The sequence below is a fragment of the Bradyrhizobium altum genome (assembly GCF_020889705.1).
Taxonomy (GTDB): Bacteria; Pseudomonadota; Alphaproteobacteria; order Rhizobiales; family Xanthobacteraceae; genus Bradyrhizobium; species Bradyrhizobium altum.
In genome coordinates this window covers 11,865-33,699 of sequence record NZ_JACMYP010000049.1, presented here as the reverse complement: position 1 = coordinate 33,699, position 21,835 = coordinate 11,865, and the positions used below count along the sequence as shown (strand labels likewise).

General features: G+C 65.7%; 14 protein-coding genes. 6 read left to right on the top strand and 8 right to left on the bottom strand.

What is annotated here, in order from left to right:
* The first annotated feature begins 121 nt into the window (after positions 1-121).
* Positions 122-901, top strand: coding sequence for an enoyl-CoA hydratase (locus tag H8B02_RS15275; RefSeq protein WP_229166991.1), 780 nt, complete (start codon positions 122-124; stop codon positions 899-901).
* On the opposite strand, the gene H8B02_RS15270 is transcribed toward H8B02_RS15275, so the two are convergent.
* Complete coding sequence (locus H8B02_RS15270) at positions 898-2,760, bottom strand: acetyl-CoA hydrolase/transferase C-terminal domain-containing protein (protein ID WP_229166990.1); 1,863 nt, start codon at positions 2,758-2,760, stop codon at positions 898-900. The genes H8B02_RS15275 and H8B02_RS15270 overlap by 4 nt on opposite strands.
* A gap of 242 nt (positions 2,761-3,002) precedes the next feature.
* On the opposite strand from H8B02_RS15270, the gene H8B02_RS15265 reads away from it, so the two are divergent.
* Positions 3,003-4,421, top strand: coding sequence for a TolC family outer membrane protein (locus H8B02_RS15265; RefSeq protein ID WP_229166989.1), 1,419 nt, complete (start codon positions 3,003-3,005; stop codon positions 4,419-4,421).
* A gap of 137 nt (positions 4,422-4,558) precedes the next feature.
* Positions 4,559-5,527 carry an amidohydrolase family protein gene (locus tag H8B02_RS15260; RefSeq protein ID WP_229166988.1) on the top strand — a complete coding sequence of 323 codons (969 nt, stop codon included), beginning with the start codon at positions 4,559-4,561 and terminating at the stop codon, positions 5,525-5,527.
* On the opposite strand, the gene H8B02_RS15255 is transcribed toward H8B02_RS15260, so the two are convergent.
* The 3 genes from H8B02_RS15255 to H8B02_RS15245 all read right to left on the bottom strand — a co-directional run bounded on the left by H8B02_RS15255 (position 5,520) and on the right by H8B02_RS15245 (position 11,589).
* The gene (locus H8B02_RS15255) at positions 5,520-8,654 is read right to left on the bottom strand and encodes an efflux RND transporter permease subunit (RefSeq protein ID WP_229166987.1); all 3,135 of its coding nucleotides are present in this window, start codon (positions 8,652-8,654) and stop codon (positions 5,520-5,522) included. The two genes, H8B02_RS15260 and H8B02_RS15255, sit on opposite strands and share 8 nt — an antisense overlap.
* 114 nt (positions 8,655-8,768) lie before the next feature.
* Positions 8,769-10,016: an efflux RND transporter periplasmic adaptor subunit gene (locus tag H8B02_RS15250; RefSeq protein WP_229166986.1), complete on the bottom strand. Its 1,248-nt coding sequence runs from the start codon at positions 10,014-10,016 to the stop codon at positions 8,769-8,771.
* Positions 10,017-10,167: 151 nt separating this feature from the next.
* On the bottom strand, positions 10,168-11,589 hold the full coding sequence (locus H8B02_RS15245) for a CoA transferase (RefSeq protein ID WP_229166985.1): 1,422 nt from the start codon (positions 11,587-11,589) through the stop codon (positions 10,168-10,170).
* 153 nt (positions 11,590-11,742) lie between these two features.
* Here H8B02_RS15245 and H8B02_RS15240 point away from each other — a divergent pair, with 153 nt between their 5' ends.
* Entirely contained in the window at positions 11,743-12,030 is a 288-nt protein-coding gene (locus tag H8B02_RS15240) for a hypothetical protein (protein ID WP_050626238.1), read from the top strand.
* A gap of 612 nt (positions 12,031-12,642) precedes the next feature.
* On the opposite strand, the gene H8B02_RS15235 is transcribed toward H8B02_RS15240, so the two are convergent.
* Positions 12,643-12,786 (bottom strand): hypothetical protein, encoded by a 144-nt coding sequence (locus H8B02_RS15235; RefSeq protein WP_229166984.1) that lies wholly within the window; start codon positions 12,784-12,786, stop codon positions 12,643-12,645.
* Between the two features lie 45 nt (positions 12,787-12,831).
* Between H8B02_RS15235 and H8B02_RS15230 the strand changes: the two genes are divergently transcribed.
* A complete protein-coding gene (locus H8B02_RS15230; RefSeq protein ID WP_229166983.1) occupies positions 12,832-13,602 on the top strand; it encodes an SDR family NAD(P)-dependent oxidoreductase in 771 nt (256 codons plus the stop codon).
* A 158-nt stretch (positions 13,603-13,760) separates the two neighbouring features.
* Here H8B02_RS15230 and H8B02_RS15225 read toward each other — a convergent pair whose 3' ends face one another.
* The 3 genes from H8B02_RS15225 to H8B02_RS15215 form a co-directional block, all read right to left on the bottom strand.
* Positions 13,761-17,207: an error-prone DNA polymerase gene (locus tag H8B02_RS15225; RefSeq protein WP_229166999.1), complete on the bottom strand. Its 3,447-nt coding sequence runs from the start codon at positions 17,205-17,207 to the stop codon at positions 13,761-13,763.
* A 70-nt stretch (positions 17,208-17,277) separates the two neighbouring features.
* Positions 17,278-18,774 (bottom strand): Y-family DNA polymerase, encoded by a 1,497-nt coding sequence (locus H8B02_RS15220; RefSeq protein ID WP_229166982.1) that lies wholly within the window; start codon positions 18,772-18,774, stop codon positions 17,278-17,280.
* A gap of 193 nt (positions 18,775-18,967) precedes the next feature.
* The gene (locus tag H8B02_RS15215) at positions 18,968-19,762 is read right to left on the bottom strand and encodes an ImuA family protein (protein WP_229166981.1); all 795 of its coding nucleotides are present in this window, start codon (positions 19,760-19,762) and stop codon (positions 18,968-18,970) included.
* Between the two features lie 255 nt (positions 19,763-20,017).
* On the opposite strand from H8B02_RS15215, the gene H8B02_RS15210 reads away from it, so the two are divergent.
* On the top strand, positions 20,018-21,451 hold the full coding sequence (locus tag H8B02_RS15210) for a UdgX family uracil-DNA binding protein (RefSeq protein WP_229166980.1): 1,434 nt from the start codon (positions 20,018-20,020) through the stop codon (positions 21,449-21,451).
* Positions 21,452-21,835: the final 384 nt, after the last annotated feature.

Below are 21,835 nucleotides of genomic sequence, written 5' to 3'. Positions count from 1 at the left end.
GGTCCTTGCGGCTTGCGGCGCAGGGTGCGCCGCACCGCTGCCCAAAGCCTCGCTTCAGCCACTTGAAGCGCATCCCGCCAGCGGGCACATTGCCCGGCAAATCAGGCACGGGGTTTGCGTCATGGCTACGTTCGAATTCATCATCGTGGAAAGCAAGGGACCGGTCGGCGTCATCACGCTGAACCGGCCCAAAATGCTGAATGCGCTGTCGTTCGGCGTGTTCCGCGAGATCGCCGCGGCGGTGGACGATCTCGAGGCCGACGACAAGATCGGCTGCATCCTGATCACCGGCAGCGAGAAGGCCTTCGCAGCCGGCGCCGACATCAAGGAGATGCAGCCGAAGGGCTTCATCGACATGTTCAACAGCGACTTCACCGCGATCGGCGGCGACCGCGTTGCCCGTTGCCGCAAGCCGACCATTGCCGCGGTCGCGGGCTATGCGCTCGGCGGCGGCTGCGAGCTCGCGATGATGTGCGACATCATCATTGCCGCCGACACCGCCAAGTTCGGCCAGCCGGAAATCACCCTCGGCACCATCCCGGGCATCGGCGGCACGCAGCGCCTGACCCGCGCGATCGGCAAGTCGAAGGCGATGGATCTCTGCCTCACCGGACGGATGATGGATGCGGCGGAAGCCGAGCGCTCGGGCCTCGTGTCGCGGATCGTTCCGGCCGACAAGCTGCTGGAAGAGGCGCTTGCTGCAGCCGAGAAGATCGCCTCGATGTCGCGTCCGACCGCCGCGATGGCCAAGGAAGCCATCAACCGCGCGTTCGAGACGCCGCTTTCGGAAGGCATGAATGTCGAGCGCAACCTGTTCCACTCGACCTTCGCGCTCGAGGATCGCTCTGAGGGCATGGCGGCCTTCATCGAGAAGCGCAAGCCGGTCAACAAGAACCGTTAATCCACGCGGCTCCGCTGCAATGCCGCGGTGACGAGCGCGCGATAGGCGCGCTCGGCGAAATGCGTCGGCTTGTCGAGACCGAGCCGCACCAGGCATTCGCGGTCCGCGGCGCCGGGCGGATGCCGCATCCCCTGCCACAGCAGGCCGGCGAGTTGCAGCGGGGTCTGCTGCGCCTGCTGCAATATCTGCAGGGCCGGAATCAGCCGTTGCTCGACGTCGGTGAAGTCGCTGCCGAACGGGAATGACGGCAACAGGCCCGCGTCACGTGCGGGCTTCAGCGCCGTGCTGATGCGCTCGGGATAATTTTCGCGGTGAGCGGCCGGGATTTCATGGCTGCGCGGCAGCTTGCCGGCATCCTTGGCCTGCCGCATCAACTCGCCCTGGAAGCGCGAGTCCGCCACCTGCAACATCGCGGCGATCACGTCGGCATCGGACTTCCCCCTGACATCGGCGATGCCATATTCGGTGACGAAGACATCGCGCAAGTGGCGCGGAATGGTCTCGTGACCATAGGACCAGCGGATGTTGGACTGCGTCTGCTTGCCGGACTGATGGGTGGCTTCCAGCGCCAGCACCGAGCGCGCGCCCTCGAGCGCGAATGCCTGCGCCACGAAATTGTACTGGCCGCCGACGCCGCTCACGACCTGGCCGTTCTCCAGGCCATCCGAGACGGCAGCCCCGAGCAGCGTCGCCATCATCGCGTTGTTGACGAAGCGCGCATCGAGGCGGGCGCGGCGCTTGCCGTCCTCGTCGCCGAAGATCTCGTTGGTGAAGGACACCGGCATCATCTGGATTCGCGCCAGCTGCTCGGGCGTCATCTCGCGCAGCGCCCGATAGAAGGATTGCGGACCCAGGAAGAATGCGCCGTGCAGGATCACGCCGCCAACGTCGCGCTTGAGAATGCCGGCGTCGATCAGCCCGAGAAACGCCTCGAACAGCATCTCGCTGACGCCATAGAGGCCCTTCTCGAACGGTCCGGTCTCGGCCGCCGCGAGCCGTGCGCTACCGGGCGCAAGGCGCTGCATGATGCCGTGGAATTGGGCGTTGTCGCGGTGACGCACCACGAGCCCCTGCGCCAGCGCATCGCCGACCTGCCCGATCCCGATCTGCAGCGTGCCGCCGTCGCGGACCAGACCCGCGGCATGCAATCCGATCGCATATTTGGTGTCGCTGATCGGCTCCGACGGCGGCGCGAACAGCGGGAAGTCGGTGTCGGGACTGTCGAGCACCGCGGCGAATTCATCCGCCGGCAGATCGCCGGGCCCCGGCATAAACGGCAGCTCGGAATTGACCTGGCCGATCAACTTGAACGACGCCCGCCCCTGCGCACGGGCGCGCAGCACGTCGAGCGTCGTGTCGGTGTTGCAGCTCAGGCTGTAGCGCGGCACGCCGTCGACCACGCGCTTGGCGACCAGCTGCGGCACGACATTCAGTCCGCGCGACAGCAGATATGACGCCGCGTGGGTGTAATTGGCGGAAATGTAGTGCTGCTGGGCGAATGGCTGATGCAGCCATTGCCCGGCGAGGAAGAAGAACTCGATCACCTTGATGTTGGGCGGAAGCGCGCCGCGATGCAGCGCATCCGCATAGGCGAGATCCGGATAGAAGCCGAACAGGCGATCGATCACGGGACCGATGAAGCGCTGTTCGAGCAGGCTCTTCGGCTTCGGCTTTTCCAGCGTCAGCGCCGAGAACAGCGTCAGATTGATCGAGCGGTCGGCGACCGCCCGCGCGTACAGCGCGTTGACGATGTGGTTGGCCTTGCCGAGGCCGAGCGGCAGCCCCACCACAAGTTCGGTTCCGACGTCACGAACGATGTGCTCCGCGATCGCCTCGGGATCAGAGAAGAGTTTCGGCATCTGCGATGAACCCGGGGCAGGCAGGGGATGACCGGCATCGCTGAATCGGCGGCCGGCGGTTCAAACTTATACTTCATATGACAGCTGCGTTCGCCTGTGACGAACCGGCAACAGACAACAACCGAAATGATGTGCAGATGTCGCGTGGCGGTTTGCCTGTGGCGGTGCCGCCCCCTAAACAGGTAGATGTGTCGACGGCATCGGCGAGAGCGGACTGCCGGGGTTTTGGTTTGCGGGATCACATGGTTGGGCGTGCCGCGAGGGTTGGCGACGTAGCAAGGCGCGTGCTTTTGTCGGGCATCGGCCTTGGCGTGCTGGCCTGCGCGCTGCTGACTGACACCGCGGCGCGCGCCGAGAGCCTGCCCGAAGCCATGGCCAAGGCATATCAGACCAATCCGCAGCTCAATGCCGAGCGGGCACGTCAGCGCGCGACCGACGAGAACGTGCCGCAGGCGCTGGCCGGTTACCGCCCCCAGATCACCGCCGGCCTCTCGCTCGGCCTGCAGGCGGTGCGCGACCAGTTGCCCGGCAACGTGATCCAGGGCGCGACGCTGAAGCCCTGGCAGATCGGGGTCACCGTGACCCAGACCCTGTTCAACGGCTTCAAGACCGCCAACAGCGTCCGCGTCGCCGAGTTGCAGGTGCAGTCCGGCCGCGAGGCCCTGCGCAATGTCGGCCAGGGCGTGCTGCTCGACGCCGTCACCGCCTATACCAACGTGCTGGCCAACCAGACCCTGGTCGAGGCGCAGCGCGCCAACGTCGCCTTCCTGAAGGAGACCCAGGCGATCACCCAGCGCCGCCTCAATGCCGGCGACGTCACGCCGACCGATACCGCGCAGGCAGAGGCCCGGCTCAACCGCGGCCTATCCGATCTCAACGCCGCCGAGGTCAACTTCGCGATCAGCCAGGCGACCTATGCGCAGGTGGTCGGCAGCGCGCCGTCGCAACTGCGTCCGGCCGAGACCATCGACCGGCTGCTGCCGCGCAGCCGCGAGGATTCGATCGCACTTGCAGTGCGCGAGCATCCGGCCGTGATGGCCGCGGGCTTCGACGTCGACGTCGCCTCGACCTCGATCCGCGTCGCCGAGAGCAGCCTGATGCCGAACGTCACCCTGCAAGGCAGCGTCAGCCGCAGCCGCGACAGCGACCCCACGCTCGGCACTTTCGGGACCGACCAGGCCTCGGTGATCGGCCAGGTCACGCAGCCGATCTATGACGGCGGCACCGCGGCCTCGCAGACCCGGCAGGCCAAGGAAGTCGCGGCGCAGAGCCGCCTCGTGCTGGACCAGGTCCGCAACCAGGCCAAGACCGCCGTGGTCAGCGCCTGGGTCGCCAATGAGGGCGCCAAGATCGCAGTGTCCGCCTCCGAGTCCGAGGTGAAGGCCGCGGAGGTTGCGCTCGCCGGCGTGCAGAAGGAAGCCGCCGGCGGCCAGCGCACCACGGTCGACGTGCTCAACGCCCAGCAGGATCTGATCACGGCGCGGGCCCGGCTGATCGGCGCGCAGCGCGATCGCGTGATCGCCTCCTACACGCTGCTCAGCGCGACCGGACGCCTCGACGTCAAGACGCTCAATCTCAAGACGCCCGACTATCTGCCCGAGGTGCACTACCATCAGGTGCGCGACGCCTGGCATGGCCTGCGCACGCCGTCGGGACAATAGGCTTTGTGGAACCGTTCGCACCGCGAACCGGACCTTTTCGCCCGCTCTCTCCGCCGATAACCTCCGCCCCCGCCGGCCATCAACATGCCGGTGCGCGGAGTGCGCGCATAACAGCCGAGCCCGCAGGGAGACGTCCAATGCTGACGCGACGCAGTATGATGCTGGCTTCCATCGCAGCGGGAGTGACCATGACCAGCAGCAACGCATTTTCCAAGGCAGCGCAACCATCCACTCCAGTGAACTTCGACGTGCCTGCCGGTGCTTGCGACTGCCATACCCACGTCCATGGCGATCCCGCGAAATTCCCGTTCTTCGCCGGCCGCGTCTACACGCCGGAACCAGCCTCGCCGGAAGCGATGAGCGCGCTGCACAAGGCGCTGCATGTCGAGCGCGTGGTGATCGTGACGCCAAGCGTCTACGGCCCCGACAATTCGTCGACGCTGTTCGGCATGACGGCGCGCGGCCCCACGGGGCGCGGCGTCGCCGTGATCGACGACAAGACCAGCGAGAGCGATCTCGACGCCATGCAGAAGGCCGGCTTCTGCGGCATCCGCCTCAACCTCGCGACCGGCGGCGTCAACGATCCCAATGTCGGCCGGCAGCGCTTTTCGGCCGCGGTCGAGCGGATGAAGGCGCGCGGCTGGCACGTGCAGCTGTTCACCAGCCTCGCCATGATCTCGGCGATCAAGGACCTGGTCGCGGCAGCGCCGGTACCCGTGGTGTTCGACCATTTCGGCGGCGCCGAGGCCGCGCTCGGCACGGGCCAACCGGGATTTGACGACCTGCTCGCGCTGGTCAAATCCGGCAAGGCGTATGTCAAGATTTCCGGCGCCTATCGCGCCTCCAGGCTCGCGCCCGACTATGCCGACGCCGCGCCGCTGGCCCAGGCGCTGATCGCGGCCAATGCCGAGCGCATCGTCTGGGGCACCGACTGGCCGCATCCGGATTCGGTGACGCCGCAAGGCAAGAAGGTCACCGACGTCACGCCGCTGTACCAGATCGACGACGGCCGCCTCCTCAATCAGCTTCCGGTCTGGGCGCCGGATGCCGCGGTGCGCAAGACCATCCTGGTCGACAATCCGGCGCGGCTCTACGGCTTTACCTGACGTTGTCCTTCGGCCGGCGCGAGAAGTAGGAGATCAGGACCGGCAGCGTGATCAGGATCACCAGCGGCGCCACCATCATGCCGGTGACGACGACGATGGCGAGCGGCTTCTGCACCTGCGAGCCGATGCCCTCCGACACCGCCGCCGGCAACAGGCCGATGCCGGCGACGACGCAGGTCATCAACACCGGACGAAGCTGCAGCTCGCCGGTGCGGATCACCGCGCGCATCCGGTCATAGCCTTCGTCGATCAGCTGGTTGAACTGCGACAGGATGATGATGCCGTCCATCACCGCGATGCCGAACAGCGCGATGAAGCCGATCGCCGCCGACACGCTGAATGGAATACCCGAGATCAGCAGCCCGAGCACACCGCCGAAGATCGCCATCGGAATCACGCTCATCGCGAGCATGGTGTCGACCATCGAGCCGAAATTCAAGAACAGCAGCACCGCGATCAGCACGAGGCTGATCGGCACCACGACCGACAGCCGCTTGATCGCGTCCTGCAAATTGCCGAACTCGCCCACCCATTCGATACGCGAGCCGGGTGGCAACTGGACCTGCTCGTTGACCTTCTGCTGCGCTTCCAGGATCGCGCTGCCGAGGTCGCGGTCACGCACCGAGAACTTGATCGGCAGATAGCGCTCCTGCTGCTCGCGATAGATGTAGGCCGCGCCGGAGATCAGCTTGATCGAGGCCACTTCAGAGAGCGGGATTTGCGTGACCCCGCCATTCGGATTCGCTGCCCCGATCCGCAGATTCTGGATCGCCTCCGCGCTCTTGCGATGTTCCGGCGCAAGGCGGACGATGATCGGAAAGTGCCGGTCGCTGCCGGGTTCGTAGAGATCGCCCGCGGTGTCGCCACCGACGGCGACCTTGATCGTGGCGTTGATGTCGCCCGGTGACAGGCCGTAGCGCGCCGCCCGCGCCCGGTCGACGTCGATCTGGACGGTCGGCTGGCCGAGCGAGGTGAACACCGCGAGGTCGGTGACACCTTGCACTGTCGCCAACACGGATTTGATCTTGTTGGCGGTGTCGGTCAGCGCCTGCAAATCGTTGCCATAGAGCTTGATCGAGTTCTCGCCCTTCACGCCGGACACCGCCTCCGACACGTTGTCCTGCAGGTATTGCGAGAAGTTGAATTCGACGCCAGGGAACTTGTCCTGCAACTGCGCGAGCAATTGCGCGGTGAGCACGTCCTTGTCATGCGTGCCCGGCCATTCGCCGGCCGGCTTCAGCGGCGCGAAGAATTCAGCATTGAAGAATCCGGCGGCGTCGGTGCCGTCGTCGGGACGGCCGTGCTGCGACACCACCGACACCACCTCGGGACGGCTGCTGATCAGCTTCCGCATTTCGTTGACATAGGCGTTGCCTTCCTGCAGCGAGATCGTCGGCGGCAGCGTGGCGCGGATCCACAGATTGCCCTCTTCCAGCTTGGGCAGGAATTCGAGGCCGAGGAACCGCACGAAGATGATGGTCATGACCACGAGGCCGGCCGCACCGGCCATCACGATCTTGCGGTTGCCGATCGCCCAGTTCAGGGTCGGCAGGTAGATCGCATCGAGCTTCTTGACGATCCAGGTTTCGGTTTCGTGAATATGCGCCGGCAGGATGATCGCGCTCAGCGCCGGCGTGATCGTGAACGTCGCCAGCAATCCGCCCGCCAACGCATAGGCATAGGTTCGCGCCATCGGCCCGAAGATGTTGCCCTCGACGCCACCCAGCGTGAACAGCGGCAGGAACGCGGCGACGATGATGGTCGCGGCGAAGAAGATCGAGCGCGATACGTCGGCCGCCGCCGACAGGATCGCATGGCTCTTCATCCCCATCACCGTGTCGTCGGAAATGTGGCTTCGCTCGTCTTCCGACAGCGCGGTGGTCTGCGACAGCCGGCGGAAGATCGCCTCCACCATGATCACGGTGGCGTCGACGATCAGGCCGAAATCGATCGCGCCGACCGAGAGCAGATTGGCGGATTCGCCGCGCAGCACCAGGATGATCACGGCGAAGAACAACGCGAACGGGATCGTCGCGCCGACGATCAGCGCGCTGCGCAGGTCGCCGAGGAAGATCCACTGCAGCAGCACGATCAGGAGGATGCCGACCACCATGTTGTGCAGCACGGTGTGGGTGGTGAGCTCGATCAGATCCTTGCGGTCGTAGATGCGCTCGATCTTGACGCCCGGCGGCAGGATCGAGGAATTGTTGATCTGGTTGACCAGTTGCTCGACGCGGGCAATGGTCGGCGAGCTCTGCTCACCGCGGCGCATCAGCACGATGCCCTGCACGATGTCGTCGTCATTGTCGATGCCGGCGATGCCGAGCCGCGGCTTCTCGCCGATCGTGACGGCGCCGATGTCCCTGACCAGCACCGGATTGCCGCCCGATTGTGAGATCATGGTGTTGGCAAGATCGTCGATCGAACGGATCAGACCGACGCCGCGCACCACGGCCGATTGCGAGCCGATATTCACAGTGTTGCCGCCGACATTGATGTTGGCGTTGGAAACCGCCTGCAGCACCTGCGGCAGCGTCAGGCCGTTGGCGACCAGCTTGTTGAAGTCGACCTGGATCTCGTAGGTCTTGGTCTTGCCGCCCCAGCCGGTGACGTCGATCACGCCGGGCACCGCGCGGAAGCGGCGTTGCAGCACCCAGTCCTGCAACGTCTTGAGGTCGAGCACGCTGTAGTTCGGCGGGCCCTTCAGCCGGTAGCGGAAGATTTCGCCGATCGGGCTGGTCGGGGAGATGCCGGGCTGCACGTTGCCGGGCAGCGGCGCGAGCTGCGACAACCGGTTGAGCACCTGCTGCAGCGCCTCGTCGTAGGTGTAGTCGAAGGAGAACTGCAGCTTGACGTCGGACAGGCCGTACAGCGAGATTGTGCGGATGGTCTTGAGGTTCTTGATGCCGGCGACCTGGGTCTCGATCGGGATCGTGATGTAGCGCTCGATCTCCTCGGCCGAGAGGCCCGGGCTCTGCGTCACGATGTCGACCATCGGCGGGGTCGGATCGGGATAGGCCTCGATATTGAGCTGCTTGAACGCAAGCAGGCCGCCGATGATGACGACGACGAACATGGCCACCATCAAGTAGCGGCGATTGACGGCAAGGGCGACGAGGCGATCCATTCAGATCGGCACTTTCAACGGAGAGGATTTTTCTTGGTGAGCATGGTCTCCGCGCAAACGCGTTCCGCGTTTGTCGCGAGGGAAAGCCGGTTCCCACTTTTCCGGATCATGCTGCTAGGTACCTGATGCGGCGCGGTCGATGAAGAGGCTTCCCTTCGTCACGATCTGCTCGCCCGGCTTGAGATTGCCGGCGACCTCGACGAGGTCGCCATTGATGAGGCCGGGCTTGATCTGGCGCAGCTCGATGGTCTTGTCGTCGGCCTTCGCGACCCAGACGCGAACCTGATCGCCCTCGTAGATCAGCGCCTGCTTCGGCACGCCGACCGCCGGGTGGTCGCCCTTCGAATACAGCGTCACATTGGCGAACATCTCGGGCTTCAGCCGATTGTCGGCGTTGTCGATGGTGGCGCGGACCAGGAGCCGGCGCGAGGTCGCGTCGATCGCGGCGGCGACATAGTTGACCCGGGCGTTCAGCACCTTGCCCGGCAGCGCCATCACGCTGAAGGTGAGGTCCTGCCCGACCGCGACATTGTCGGCGTCGGATTCGCGGACGAAGGCGATCAGCCAGACCGTCGAGAGATCGCCGATGACATAGACCGGGTCGCTGGCGCCGGTCGAGACATACTGGCCGGGGCCGGCCTTGCGCTGGACCACGGTGCCGCCGATCGGCGCGAACACCGTCGTCTCCGGATTGAGGCGGCCCTTTTGCTGCAAGGTGGTGATGGCTTCGTCGCCGAAACCGAGGATGTGCAGCTTGTTCTGCGCGGCTTCCAGCAGCGTCTGCGCCGAGCGCGCGTCGTTCTGCGCCTGCACCAGCGTCGCCTGCGCAGTCTGATAATCCTTCAGCGGGATCGCCTTGCCTTCGGACAGGTCCTTGGCGCGCTTCTCCTGGATCTGGGCCAGGTCGAGCGCCGACTGGGCCTTGTTGAGGCCGGTCATCGCGGCGACGTAGTCGTTCTGCGCCTGCACAGTGTCGGCCGCTTCGATCACGAACAGCGGCTGCCCCTTCACCACGGTATCACCCGGCCGCACCAGCAGGCGGGTCACCCGCCCGGTATAGGGCGAATAGACCGGGGTGGAGCGGTCCTCGTCGATCCCGATCTTGCCCTCGGTCACCAGTTCGGAGCGGAAGGTGTGCTCGGCCACGGTCTGGAAGGTCAGGCTCGCCCACTCGGCCGGCGATGGTGCATAGCGCGTGCCGCCCTTGCGGGACTGGCTGGAGACTTCCGACGGTGCCTGCTTGTCCGAGCCGAACCGGGTGTAGCCATAGGCGCCCGCGCAGGCGACCACCAGCACCGCCGTGGCCACGAGCAGGCGCGGGCGGCTAAAGCTCTGCATTCGCTTGATAAACTCTTTCAGCATGCGGTCCGCGGGGTCGATCGTTGCAGCTTCCGGCGGGACAACCCCAGCGGTGCGCTAATAGTGCCGAATTGGCGTTTCAAACAACCTAAAAATCGCACTTCGGCGGTGTGCGTCGTTAAAGTTCGGATAGCCTGAACGGCGACTGAATGTCTCATCCGGGAAACTCCGGGGCAGCAAACCCTGGGGCGGGAAACTCAGCAGGATGGCTGCCGAGCGGCATCGCCGGACGGGACCAATGGGCCGGGGTCCGCGACAGGATGGCGGCGTGCCGGACCGAACTCAGCGTGCCAAAGCCGGACGGAAGCCGCTCCATGAAGGGCTGCACCGCATCCGCCTTCAGGTCCTCGGTGGCAAGCCCCCCTTCGAGGCGGCCGAGATTCCACAGCCAGCGCCCGGTTTGCGCCAGCGACACCCGGACATGCCAGCTGCCGCCCTCGCGTGCCTGGCGTGCCCTGGCCATCATGGCGCCGAACGCCATGAAGTATCCGGTGGCATGGTCGAGCATCTGGGCCGGCAATTCCTTCGGTCCGTCGACGCCGGCGACCTGGCCCTCGGCATGATTGAAGCCGGTCGTGGTCTGTACCAGCGAGTCGAAACCGCGGCGCTCCGCCCACGGACCGGCATGGCCATAGGCCGAGAGCGTCACATAGACGATCCCGGGATTGATGCGGGCCGCCTCCTCCGGCGAGAAGCCGAGCCGCGCAATCGCCTGCGGACGATAGCCCTGCGAGACAATATCGGCCTGCGCGACGAGGCCGCGCATCACGGCCCGCCCTTCCTCGCTGCGCAGCTCGAGAAAGGTCGTCAGCTTGCCGCGGCCGGTGTCGATGGTGAGCCAGGGGATATCAGGCAGATCGGGACCGGAGATCAGCAGCACGTCGGCGCCATGCGCGGCGAGCGTGCGGCCGGCCACGGGGCCGGCGATCACGCGCGACAGATCGAGCACCCGGATGCCGGCCAGCGGCCGCTTCCCCGCGGGCCACGGCTTTGGCGCGGCGTCGCCGATCTTCTCGATCGAGATCCGCGGCAGTCTTGCAAGCTCTCCTGCATGCGGCGTCGCTGACCACTCGTCATATGAGCGCATCAAGGCGACGACGCCGCCGGCCGCATAGGCCGCGGTCTCGAACGCCTCGCCGTCCCATTGCAGCAGCGCGGCCTGGACCTCGTCGCGCTCGGCGCTGCAGCCCAGCACCTTGCAGACGGCGTCGCGGTGATGCGGGAAATTGGTGTGCAGGCGGACGAAGCGGTTGTCGCGGACACGGTAGACGCCGGCGATCTTGTCCCAGGCGGGCGGCGGCGGCTTGTCGTCGACCCGTAGATATCGCTCGCTGCGACATTCGACGACGGCATGGCGCATGTCGACCGAGACGTCCTGCGGCTCGCCGCTGCGGGCTTTCCAGATCTCCGCTGCCGCAAGGCCTGCCGCGGCAATCGATACCTGCGCCACCGCTGCGACCCGAAACGACGACGGCAATTGCGGCTCGCTGCCGGTCAGCGTGACCGCGTCGAGCGCGGACGGCGCGCCGCCGGTGCCGGTCCAGACATCGGAAAGGATTTCACGGATGTCCTGCATGCGCATTCCTGTTTGCGATTATTCTATGCCCGAGCATGATGACAAAATGGCAATGCCCGATCTCAACCCGTATTTGGCATCATCTTCTCGGAAAACCGTTTCACACTTTTCCGGACCATGCCTTAGCTCTGCCCGACCCGAACAGGAGTTGCAATGGCTGCCATCGATCCCCTCACCGCCGGCGGCGTCTTCCTCGCGACCGCGGCGACCGACGCGGTCTACGTCATGTTCACCTCGGCAGTCGTCGCGCGCAAGCGCGTGCCGGCCGCGACCTGGAGCAGCGTCTGGTACGTGCTCTCCTCCTATGCGGTGATCAGCTACACCGAGAACTGGCTCTACGTCGCCTTCGCAGCGGCCGGCTCGTGGGTCGGCGCCTATGCGTCGATCACCTTCCTGCACCGCCCGCCGGGCGGGCCGCCGGTGGGGGCCGCGGTGGAATAGGATGCAGCTGCCGAAGAATTCATCCGCTTGCAAACGCACGACCGATCTGATGGCAGCCGGTTGTAAGCTTCGTGTAAGCATTCGCACGTAGGTCGCGGATGAGCACTCTCGCGGCGTGATGCGCCCGAGGTTTACTCCGTGTGTCGCCCTCTCTCGAACAGAGGGCGCAGGGAAAGCCGGGTGCCGATCGCACCCATGGGCCCCGTGCAACAAAAAGCACGGGAGGTAGGACCACAGGTGTAACCGGAGCAATCCGGCTTTCCCTGCGCGATGGCTTACGGCTTATTTCGTGCTCTCCCCGGCGAGACTGGGCTTGCTTGTCACCGCCTTCACAACGCGCATCGCGCAATGCGAAAAGACACCTGCCGCTAGGGCGTCAGGACCACACGACTTCACCGTCCGCTTCATGCGCACGCGTCAGTTGCGCACTCGGCGTCCACCGCATCTCGACCCACGTCCGTGACGACCGCGAAGCGCCCCTCGTGTCGGGTGAGACGGGCGCATTGAACATCTGAGTTGGGTGCGGCGTCAAGTTAAATTCTGAAAAGCCGAACAAAATTCCGCGAGAGCTCCCGCCGGACCGAAGCCCGGCAGAAGCATCGTGTCATGCCCCTACTTCAGCGCGGCCTGGCCGGCGAGCGAGATCACATTGTCCTGTGAGCCCGAACCGCCGCTGACACCGATGGCGCCGACGACCTTGCCGTATGCGCTCGGCTGAAAATCGCGTGAGGGCGGCGAGATGTCGAGGTCGCGCAATGCCGCGATGGACGCTACAGTCCGCGCATCAGAAAGGACATCCGAATGGATCTGGGTTTGAAGGGACGAAACGCCATCGTGCTCGGCGGCACGCGCGGCATCGGGCGGGCCATTGCGGCGACGCTGGCCGGCGAAGGCGTCGGCGTCGCGGTCTGTGCGCGCAACGCCGAGCAGGTTGCATCCAGCGTTGCCGAGCTGAAGATTGCCGGCGGGCGCGTCACCGGCGCGGCCGTCGACATCACCGACGCCGCGGCGCTGACATCGTGGATTGCCGGTGTCGCAACCGAACTGGGCAGCATCGACATGATGTTCTCCAATGCGGGCGCGATGGCGCAAGGCGGCGATCCGGCGTCGTGGGAGCAGAATTTCCGGCTCGACGTGCTCGGCGCGGTGAACGCGTTCGAGGCGGCGCGTCCGTTCCTCGAAGCGAGCGGCGAGAAGACCGGCGACGCGGCCTTCATCATCATCTCGTCGATCTCGGCCGCGCAAGCGGATCGCGCCGGCTCCTATGGCCCGATCAAGGCGGCGCTGGTGCACATGGCGAAGGGACTGGCGCGGCAATACGCGGCGAAGAAAATCCGCGTCAACGTGGTGTCGCCGGGCACCGTGTATTTCAAGGGCGGCATCTGGAACATGGTCGAGCAGAACACGCCGAAGATTTATCAGGACGCGCTGGCCCGCAACCCGACCGGCCGCATGGCGACGCCGCAGGAGATCGCCAACGCCGCGGTGTTTTTGGCGAGCCCGGCCTCCTCGTTCACGACCGGCTCGAACCTCGTCGTCGACGGCGCGATCTCGAACCGGGTGAATTTTTGAGGGGAGACGACTTTCACGGCCGGCCCGTCATCCTGAGGTGCGAGCGGAGCGAGCCTCGAAGGATGCACGGCCCGGCTGGTGGCCGTCGACCCTTCGAGACGCGCGCAATGCGCGCTCCTCAGGGTGACGGTGAGAGGGCGACATGCTGGCGACAACTCTCAATGGAAATCCCGTGACGGCGGCAGGATGCGGACGTTGCGGGGGTGGCGGATCCTTTGTGGCGGGTTGTCGCCGTGATCACGGCTGATGTCGTTGAGCGGCTCGATCAGCGCCGGGCCCGCCGGCACCGGATGCTTGCTGCTGAGGGATTCGTTGGCGAGGCCGATCAGATCGTGGGAGCGGTCGGTCATGCGCTGCGCCACCAGATGCGTCACGCCCTCGGGGCTGCTCTGGATGTGGCCCTCGACCAGGATCAGGCGCGCACCCATCACTTCTTTCCGATACTGCTCCATCACCTTCGGCCACACCACGATATTGGCGATGCCGGTCTCGTCCTCCAGCGTCATGAACACGACGCCCTTGGCGCTGCCCGGCCGCTGCCGCACCAGCACGACGCCGGCACAACTGACGCGGCGGCGGTCGTTGCTGCGGTTGATCGTGTGGCAGGCGACGACACGCTCTCTGGTGAACATCTCGCGCAAGAATTCCATCGGATGGCCCTTCAGCGACAGGCGGATGGTCTGATAGTCGGCGACCACCTGCTCGGGACGTGGCATCTCCGGCAGCGGTTTTGCGCCCTCATCCGGCTGCTCGCGCGCGGTGGCGGCCTCGAACAGCGGCAGCGGCACGTCGTCGGGCAGCCGCCGCACCGCCCACAGCGCCTCGCGGCGATCGAGCCCGAGCGAGCGGAACGCATCGGCGTCGGCGAGCAGGATCAGCGCGCGCTTGGGGAGAGCGGTGTCACGGGCGAAGTCTTCGAGCGACGTGAACGGCCGGCGGTTGCGCGCGGCGACGATGCGGTCGGCCCAGTCTTTCTCCCCGTCATTCCGGGGCTCGCGAAGCGAGAGCCCGGAATCCATCGGGCCGCGTCTATGCTGAGAAATGGATTCCGGGCCTGCGCCTGACGGCGCATCCCGGAATGACGATTGTAACTGCTTCAGCCTCTCCTCGTCCTCGTCCAGCCAGTGAAAGCCGTCGATCTGGCGGAAGCCGAGCCGCACCGCGCAATGCTTCCCGTCACGCTCCTCCAGCGTGTTCTGCGCAAAGCTGAAGGAGACATCGACCTCGCGCACCGTAACGCCGTTCTTGCGGGCGTCGCCGACGATCTGCGCCGGGGCATAGAAGCCCATCGGCTGCGAGTTGAGCAGGCCGCAGCAGAACGCATCGGGATGATGGTGCTTCAACCATGAGGAGATGTAGACGAGCTGGGCGAAGCTCGCGGCATGGCTTTCCGGGAAGCCGTAACTGCCAAAACCCTTGATCTGGTCGAAGCAGCTACGGGCGAAATCCGGATCGTAGCCGCGCGCGACCATGTTGCCGACCAGCTTCTCCTCATAGCTGCCGATGGTGCCGAGATTGCGGAAGGTCGCCATCGAGCGGCGCAGGCCGTTGGCCTCCTCCGAGGTGAATTTTGCTGCCTCGATCGCGATCCGCATCGCTTGCTCCTGGAACAGCGGCACGCCCAGCGTCTTGTGCAGCACGCGATACAACTCGTCGGCAGGGCCATGTTCGGGCGCCGGCGCTGGATAGGTCACTTGCTCCTGATTGTTTCGCCGCCTGAGATAGGGATGCACCATGTCACCCTGGATCGGACCCGGACGGACGATCGCGACCTCGATGACGAGGTCGTAGAAGGTGCGCGGCCTCAGTCGCGGCAGCATGTTCATCTGGGCGCGGCTCTCGACCTGGAACACGCCGAGCGACTCGCCACGGCACAGCATGTCGTAGACTTCTTCTTCGTCCTGCGGGACCGAGGCGAGCTCCCAGCGCTTGCCCTTGTGGTCATCGATCAGGTCGAAGCATTTGCGGATGCAGGTCAGCATGCCCAGCGCCAGCACGTCGACCTTCATCATATGAAGCGCGTCGACATCGTCCTTGTCCCATTCGATGAAGGTGCGGTCGTCCATCGCGGCGTTGCCGATCGGCACATAGGTGTCGAGCCGGTCCTGGGTCAGCACATAGCCGCCGACATGTTGCGAGAGATGGCGCGGAAACTCGATCAGCTCGGTGGCGAGCTCGACCGCGAGGTTGATCATCGCATTCGCAGGGTCCAGCCCGGCCTGCCGCACCTGCATGTCGTTGAGGCCCTTGCCCCAGCTGCCCCACACGGTGTCGGCGAGCGCCGCGGTGACGTCCTCGGTCAGCCCGAGCGCCTTGCCGACGTCGCGGATCGCGCTGCGCGGGCGATAATGGATGATGGTGGCGATGATCGCCGCGCGGTGGCGGCCGTAGCGGCGATAGACATATTGCATCACCTCCTCGCGCCGCGAATGCTCGAAATCGACGTCGATGTCGGGCGGCTCCAGCCGCTCCTTGGAAATGAAGCGCTCGAACAGCAGATCGACCTTGGTTGGATCGACCGAGGTGACGCCGAGCACGTAACAGACCGCAGAATTGGCCGCCGAGCCCCGCCCCTGGCACAGGATGTTCTGGCTGCGTGCATAGTGCACGATGTCGTGCACGGTGAGGAAGTAATGCGCGTATTTCAGCTCGGCGATCAGCGCGAGCTCCTTGTTTAGGGTGGCGCGAAGTTTTTCGTCGATCTCGCCGCCGAAATATTTGTCGACGCCGGCCCAGGTCAAATCCTCCAGATGCTGCTGCGCGGTCTTGCCCGGCGGCACCGGCTCGTCGGGATACTGGTATTTGAGCTGGTCGAGCGAGAAGGAGATGCGTTTTGCGAAGCGCATGGTCTCCGCGATCGCGTCCGGCAGATCGCGGAACAGCCTGATCATTTCATGCGCCGGCTTGAGATGCCGCTCGGCATTGGCCTCGAGCCTGCGGCCGACCGCCTCGATCGTGGTCTTTTCGCGGATGCAGGTCAGCACGTCCTGCAGCGGACGGCGCCCTGGATGGTGATAGAGCACCTCGTTGGTGGCAAGCAGCGGCACGCCGGCATCGACGGCGAGGCCATGGAGCCGCGCGAGACGGCGCCTGTCGTCGCCGCGATAGAGCAGGCTTGCGGCAAGCCAGACGCCATCGGCCGCGCTGGCCTTGAGCTGCGCGAGCAGATCAAGCGCTCTCTCCTCTTCGAAACGGTGCGGCAGCGCCAGCACCAAGAGCTGGCCTTCCGCGAAGTCGATGAGATCGGACAGAGCGAGACGGCAGTCGCCCTTCTCGATGCGCTCGATGCCGCCGCCGCGCTTGCCGCGGGTGAGCAATTGGCACAGCCGGCCGTAGGCGGCGCGGTCGCACGGATAGACCAGGATATCGGGCGTGCCGTCGATGAAGACGATGCGGGCGCCGATCAGAAGCTTGGGCGGATGGGCGACCTTGTCGCTGTCGAGCTCTTTCCAGGCGCGCACCACGCCGGCCAGCGTGTTGTGATCGGCGAGCCCGATCACGGGAATCCCGAGTTCGCTCGCCTGATGCACATAGGCGCGCGGATCGGAGCCGCCGCGCAGGAAGGAGAAATTGCTGGTGATGCCGATCTCGGCATAGTCGGGCATCAGATTCTTGTTTTGACGCGTTTTCTTCACGCGAACCGGCTCCCACTTCGCTCGAAAACGCTCTGCATATTCATGCGAACAGCCCGTGCACATACCAGTTGGCGGGGACCGGCCTGCCCTCCTCGTCGCGCAGCTCGCTCTCGTAGAGGCCGTCGCGAAAGATCCAGAAGCGCTGGCCCTCGGCATCCTCAACGCGGAAGTAATCGCGCGTCAGCGCTGCGCCGTCCTGCTTCCACCATTCCATCGCGATGCGCTCGGGGCCTTCGACCCGCACCACCGCATGCAACGCGCGCCGCCAGGTGAACTGGTGCGGCGGGCCGTCCGGCACACTCGCGAACGGCACTTTGATCGGCTCGGGCCGCTCGAACAGCCTGAGCGGTCGCAGCGGCGGCTCGCCGGCGACGCGCTCGGGCCAGGCAGCCGCGCTCGCCGCGGCCAGATGATGCTGCGCCGGCAGCGCGAGCGCAGCGCGTTCGGGGATATGGCTCTCGAGCGGCAGATGCACGACGACGCGTTTGCCGCCGATGCGGGCGGCGATGCGATCGATCAGCGCCGAGATCTCGTCATTGTCGTGCACTGTGGTGTCGAGATCGCGCTGCTGCTGCACCACGATCTCGGTACGCCCCGCGGCGAGGCGAATGAGATCGAAGCCGAAGCCGGGATCGAGCGGATCATTGAGCGCATCGAGCCGCTCGCGGAACAGGCGGTCGATCATCTCCGGCCGCGTCACCGGACGCCCGGTCTCGACCAGGATCACGCGCACCGCGCCGTCGGTGCGGAAGAAGCTCGCTTCCAGCTGCCGCGCGCCCTTGCCCTGCTTGTCCATCGCCGCAACCAGCGTCTTGGCGAGGCTCGAGAGCGTCAGCGCGATCACGGTGTCGGTTGCGATCGGCTCGGGGAAACGCTTCTCGACGATGTAATCGGGCAGCGGCTTGCGCGGGCTGATCGGGGCATCGCCCCGCCCGAGCGCGTGGCCGAGCAGGGTCGTGAAATCAGCGCCGAACCGCGCCGAGATCTCATGCGGCGCGCGCGAGGCAACATCGCCGATGGTCTTCAGGCCGGCGCGGCGCAGGCCGGTGGTGATTGTGGCATCGGCGCCGAGCGCCGACACCGGCAGCGGGCCGACCGCCTCCGCCTCCGCGCCGTCGGCGATGATCTGCCCCGAGGCGGTGCGCGTCAGCGTGCGCGCCGCGATCGAGGTGCCGGCAATCGCCGCGCTGACGGCAAAGCCGCGCCGGCTCAGCGCATTGGTCACGATCTGCAGCAGCGCGCGCTCGCCGCCGAACAGATGCGCGCAGCCGGTGATGTCGAGGAACAGGCCGTCAAGCGTGTCGAGCGCGACCAGCGGCGTGAAGCGGTCGCACCAGTCGGCGATGTCGTTCAGCGTCTTCAGATCGGCGGCGGGGTCGGCGTCGTAGACCGTAAGCTCCGGACAGATCGCCCGCGCATTGGCGAGCGGCAGCCCGATCGACAGCCCGGCGCGCACCGCCGCCTCGTCGATCGCGTGCAGCAGGATCGCGTTGTGGTCCTTTGCGACCACGACGCTGGGGAGTTTTTGCGCTTGCAAAAAGCGAGGTTCTCCCTTCGCCTCTCCCGCTTGCGGGGGAGGCCGGATCGCATCGCGAGATGCGATCCGGGTGGGGGCTCTCTCCTCAGCGGGACTCGTAGCGAGACCCCCACCCCAACCCTCCCCCGCAAGCGGGAGAGGGAGCCCTATCACCTCCCGTATGTCAGTTCGTGCGACAGCGTTGTCGTACGTCTCAGCTTGCGAGGCGATGTCCTGTGCGAGCTTGCGCTTGATGCGGTCGATGGGCAGGCGTGGCAGCCACAGGCTGAGGATACGCCGACGGTTCACTGAATTGGCACTCATCACACTTCCATTCCATGATCCATCGCCCGACCGGGCCATGACGGTTGCGCACGAGTTCGGCCTCGAAGCGCGGCGCGCCCCAGGCGCAGGCCGCATTGCCGGGCGGCGAATGCGCCGCGCGCACGATCCAGCGCGTCTCCGCGGTCGAGGGGATCGCCGTCGCCGCGATCCGCAGCACCAGCGCGGTGACGCCGGAGGCTTGCGCAGCCAAGGTCAATTTGCGGCTGGCGACGAGATCGAGCTGGCGCGCATGGCCCCAGATCTCGAGGACAACAGCGCCGAGCGCATCGCAGGCGAGCGCGTCGGCCGCGGTGCGCAGGCCGCTGTCGACATCGGCGGCACGCACGGTGACCAAGAGGCGCGGATCGAGGCCGAGCTCGGCGAGCCCGCGCATCGACAGCGCGCCGTTTTCGCGATCGGAAAAATCCTGCCGCACCCAGACCAGCGGCTTGCGCGCTGACACCCGTCCGGCGAGCCCGGCGATGAAGCCGGTTGCCGCGCCGCCTTGATGGCCGGCCGCGAATACCTCGTGCAGCGCGGCCGGCGCGAGCCCGCCGCGCAGCATCGCGTCCGCGCTCGTGTGTCCAAGCGCGATGCGGTTCGGCATCGCCGCCTCCGATGGCGCCTCGATGCGCGCGATGCTGCCGCGCAGAGACGCAAGCGTACCCGTGCGTGCGCCATTCATTGCGCCGCTCCTTCCACCTGAAAATTTGAGGCCGTCACTGACCAGAACAGAGAACCAGGGACTGGCTCAGTTGTTCATGATATGTTCTAATATAAAGCTAACAGGGCCCGTGGAGTCAATCGGATTGGTGAGCTCATCGATTCATGAGTGGAATCAATGAGATTCAGCAGCCGCCGAAGCGGACGGGCTCTGATCTTCCGCAAGTCAGGCGCGCAGGCCCCGAAAATGGCGGCGTGACGGAAACGGAGCAATCGCATGCGTATCATCGTGCTCGACAACGACACCGATTTCGAGGGCTGGCGCAAGGCCGCGCGGCGATTGGCGCTGAATGACGTGAAGCCTGCGGAGGTCACGTGGACCGTACGCAAGGACGACGAACTGTCGTCAGCCTCCTGCGTGAATGACTTGCCCGATGCACCACAGGCGCGGTTCAACGTGACAGCCATTTTCGTCGAGCTCGCAAAGACCGCGATCCTGCATCGCAATGACGAGCGCTTCGCCCTGCTCTATCGCCTGCTGTGGCGGCTGCGCAGCCATCACGATCTGCTCAGCGCGACTGATGATCCCGAGGTCGCCGAGGTCCACGCGATGGCGCGCGCGGTCTATCGCGATATCGACAGGATGCACGCGCAGCTCCGCTTCCGCGAGATCGGCCGCGAGCGGACGGCGCATTACGTCGCCTGGTTCGAGCCGGAGCATCGCATCGTCGAGTTCGCCGCACCTTTCTTCGCCGGCCGCTTCGCCGACATGCCGTGGTCGATCCTGACCCCCGACGTCTGCGCGCATTGGGACGGGCACGCGATCTCGATCTCGCCGGGCGTCGCCAAATCCGAGGTGCCGAGCGAGGATCGGCTCGAGGAGGTCTGGCGGCGTCATGACAACGGCCTCTTCAATCCCGCGCGGCTGAAAGTGATGGAGATGCCGCAGGCCTATTGGAGGAACCTGCCCGAGGACTCGATCATTAAGCCGCTGATCGAAGACGCCATGCGCATGACCAGCGGCCCCTTCATCGCACGCAAGGCGACGGGGCCGCTGAAGCCGCAGGATGAGCCGATGGCCCGCAAGCAAACTCACGACATGCAAGCGCGCGACACGATCGCTGCCTTGCGCGAAGAGGCCGCCGATTGCCGCGCCTGCCCGCTGTGGAAGGACGCAACCCAGACCGTGTTCGGCGAAGGGCCGCAAAGCGCGACGCTGATGCTGGTCGGCGAGCAGCCCGGCGACAAGGAAGATCTCGCAGGCCATCCCTTTGTCGGACCGGCCGGGCAGATGCTCGATCGCGCGCTTGAGGACGCAGGCATCGCGCGCGCCAAGGTCTACATCACCAACGCGGTGAAGCACTTCAAATTCGTGCCGCGCGGCAATATCCGGCTGCACCAGAAGCCGGGCACACAGGAGATCCGCGCCTGCCGCCAGTGGTACGCGCGCGAGCTCGCCGCCATCAAGCCGGAACTCGTGGTGGCGCTCGGCGCCACCGCAGCGCAGAGCGTGCTCGGCAAGATCACCCCGATCAACAAGAACCGCGGCCGCCTGATCGATCACGACGGAACCAAGGTGCTCGTCACCGTACATCCGTCCTACCTGTTGCGGCTGCCCGACGAGAAAGCCAAAGCGCTGGAATATCAGCGCTTTACTGACGACCTGAAAATTGCCGCAGATCAGTTGCGCAATGCGGCCCGCGCGGCCTGAGTTGCGCCAAACCGGTGGAACCAGGGACCACACTTCAACGTGAAATTGTCTCTGGACGCCGACAAATACCTACAACCTTTAATTGATCCGTGGTACTGTGACATGTTCCATAGGTATCGGGCGTCATGTTCACGCCATGACGTACCTGAGGCGGGCGCGCTGCGCGGTTTGCTAGCCCCAATCGTGCGGCGCGCCACCTCATCTTGCAATCCTCCCCTCCTCACTCACTTGCTCGCAGCACGCGCTGGATTTCTGGTTATTTGAATTCCTGGTTGCCAGGATTCCAGTGACCTCGATTCCCTGTGGCGTGGCTTCGCGGGCCCGACGTCTCGCTGCCGGCGTCCTCACCTTCCGCATGTCTCGCTCCGCGAAACCCGGACGGTG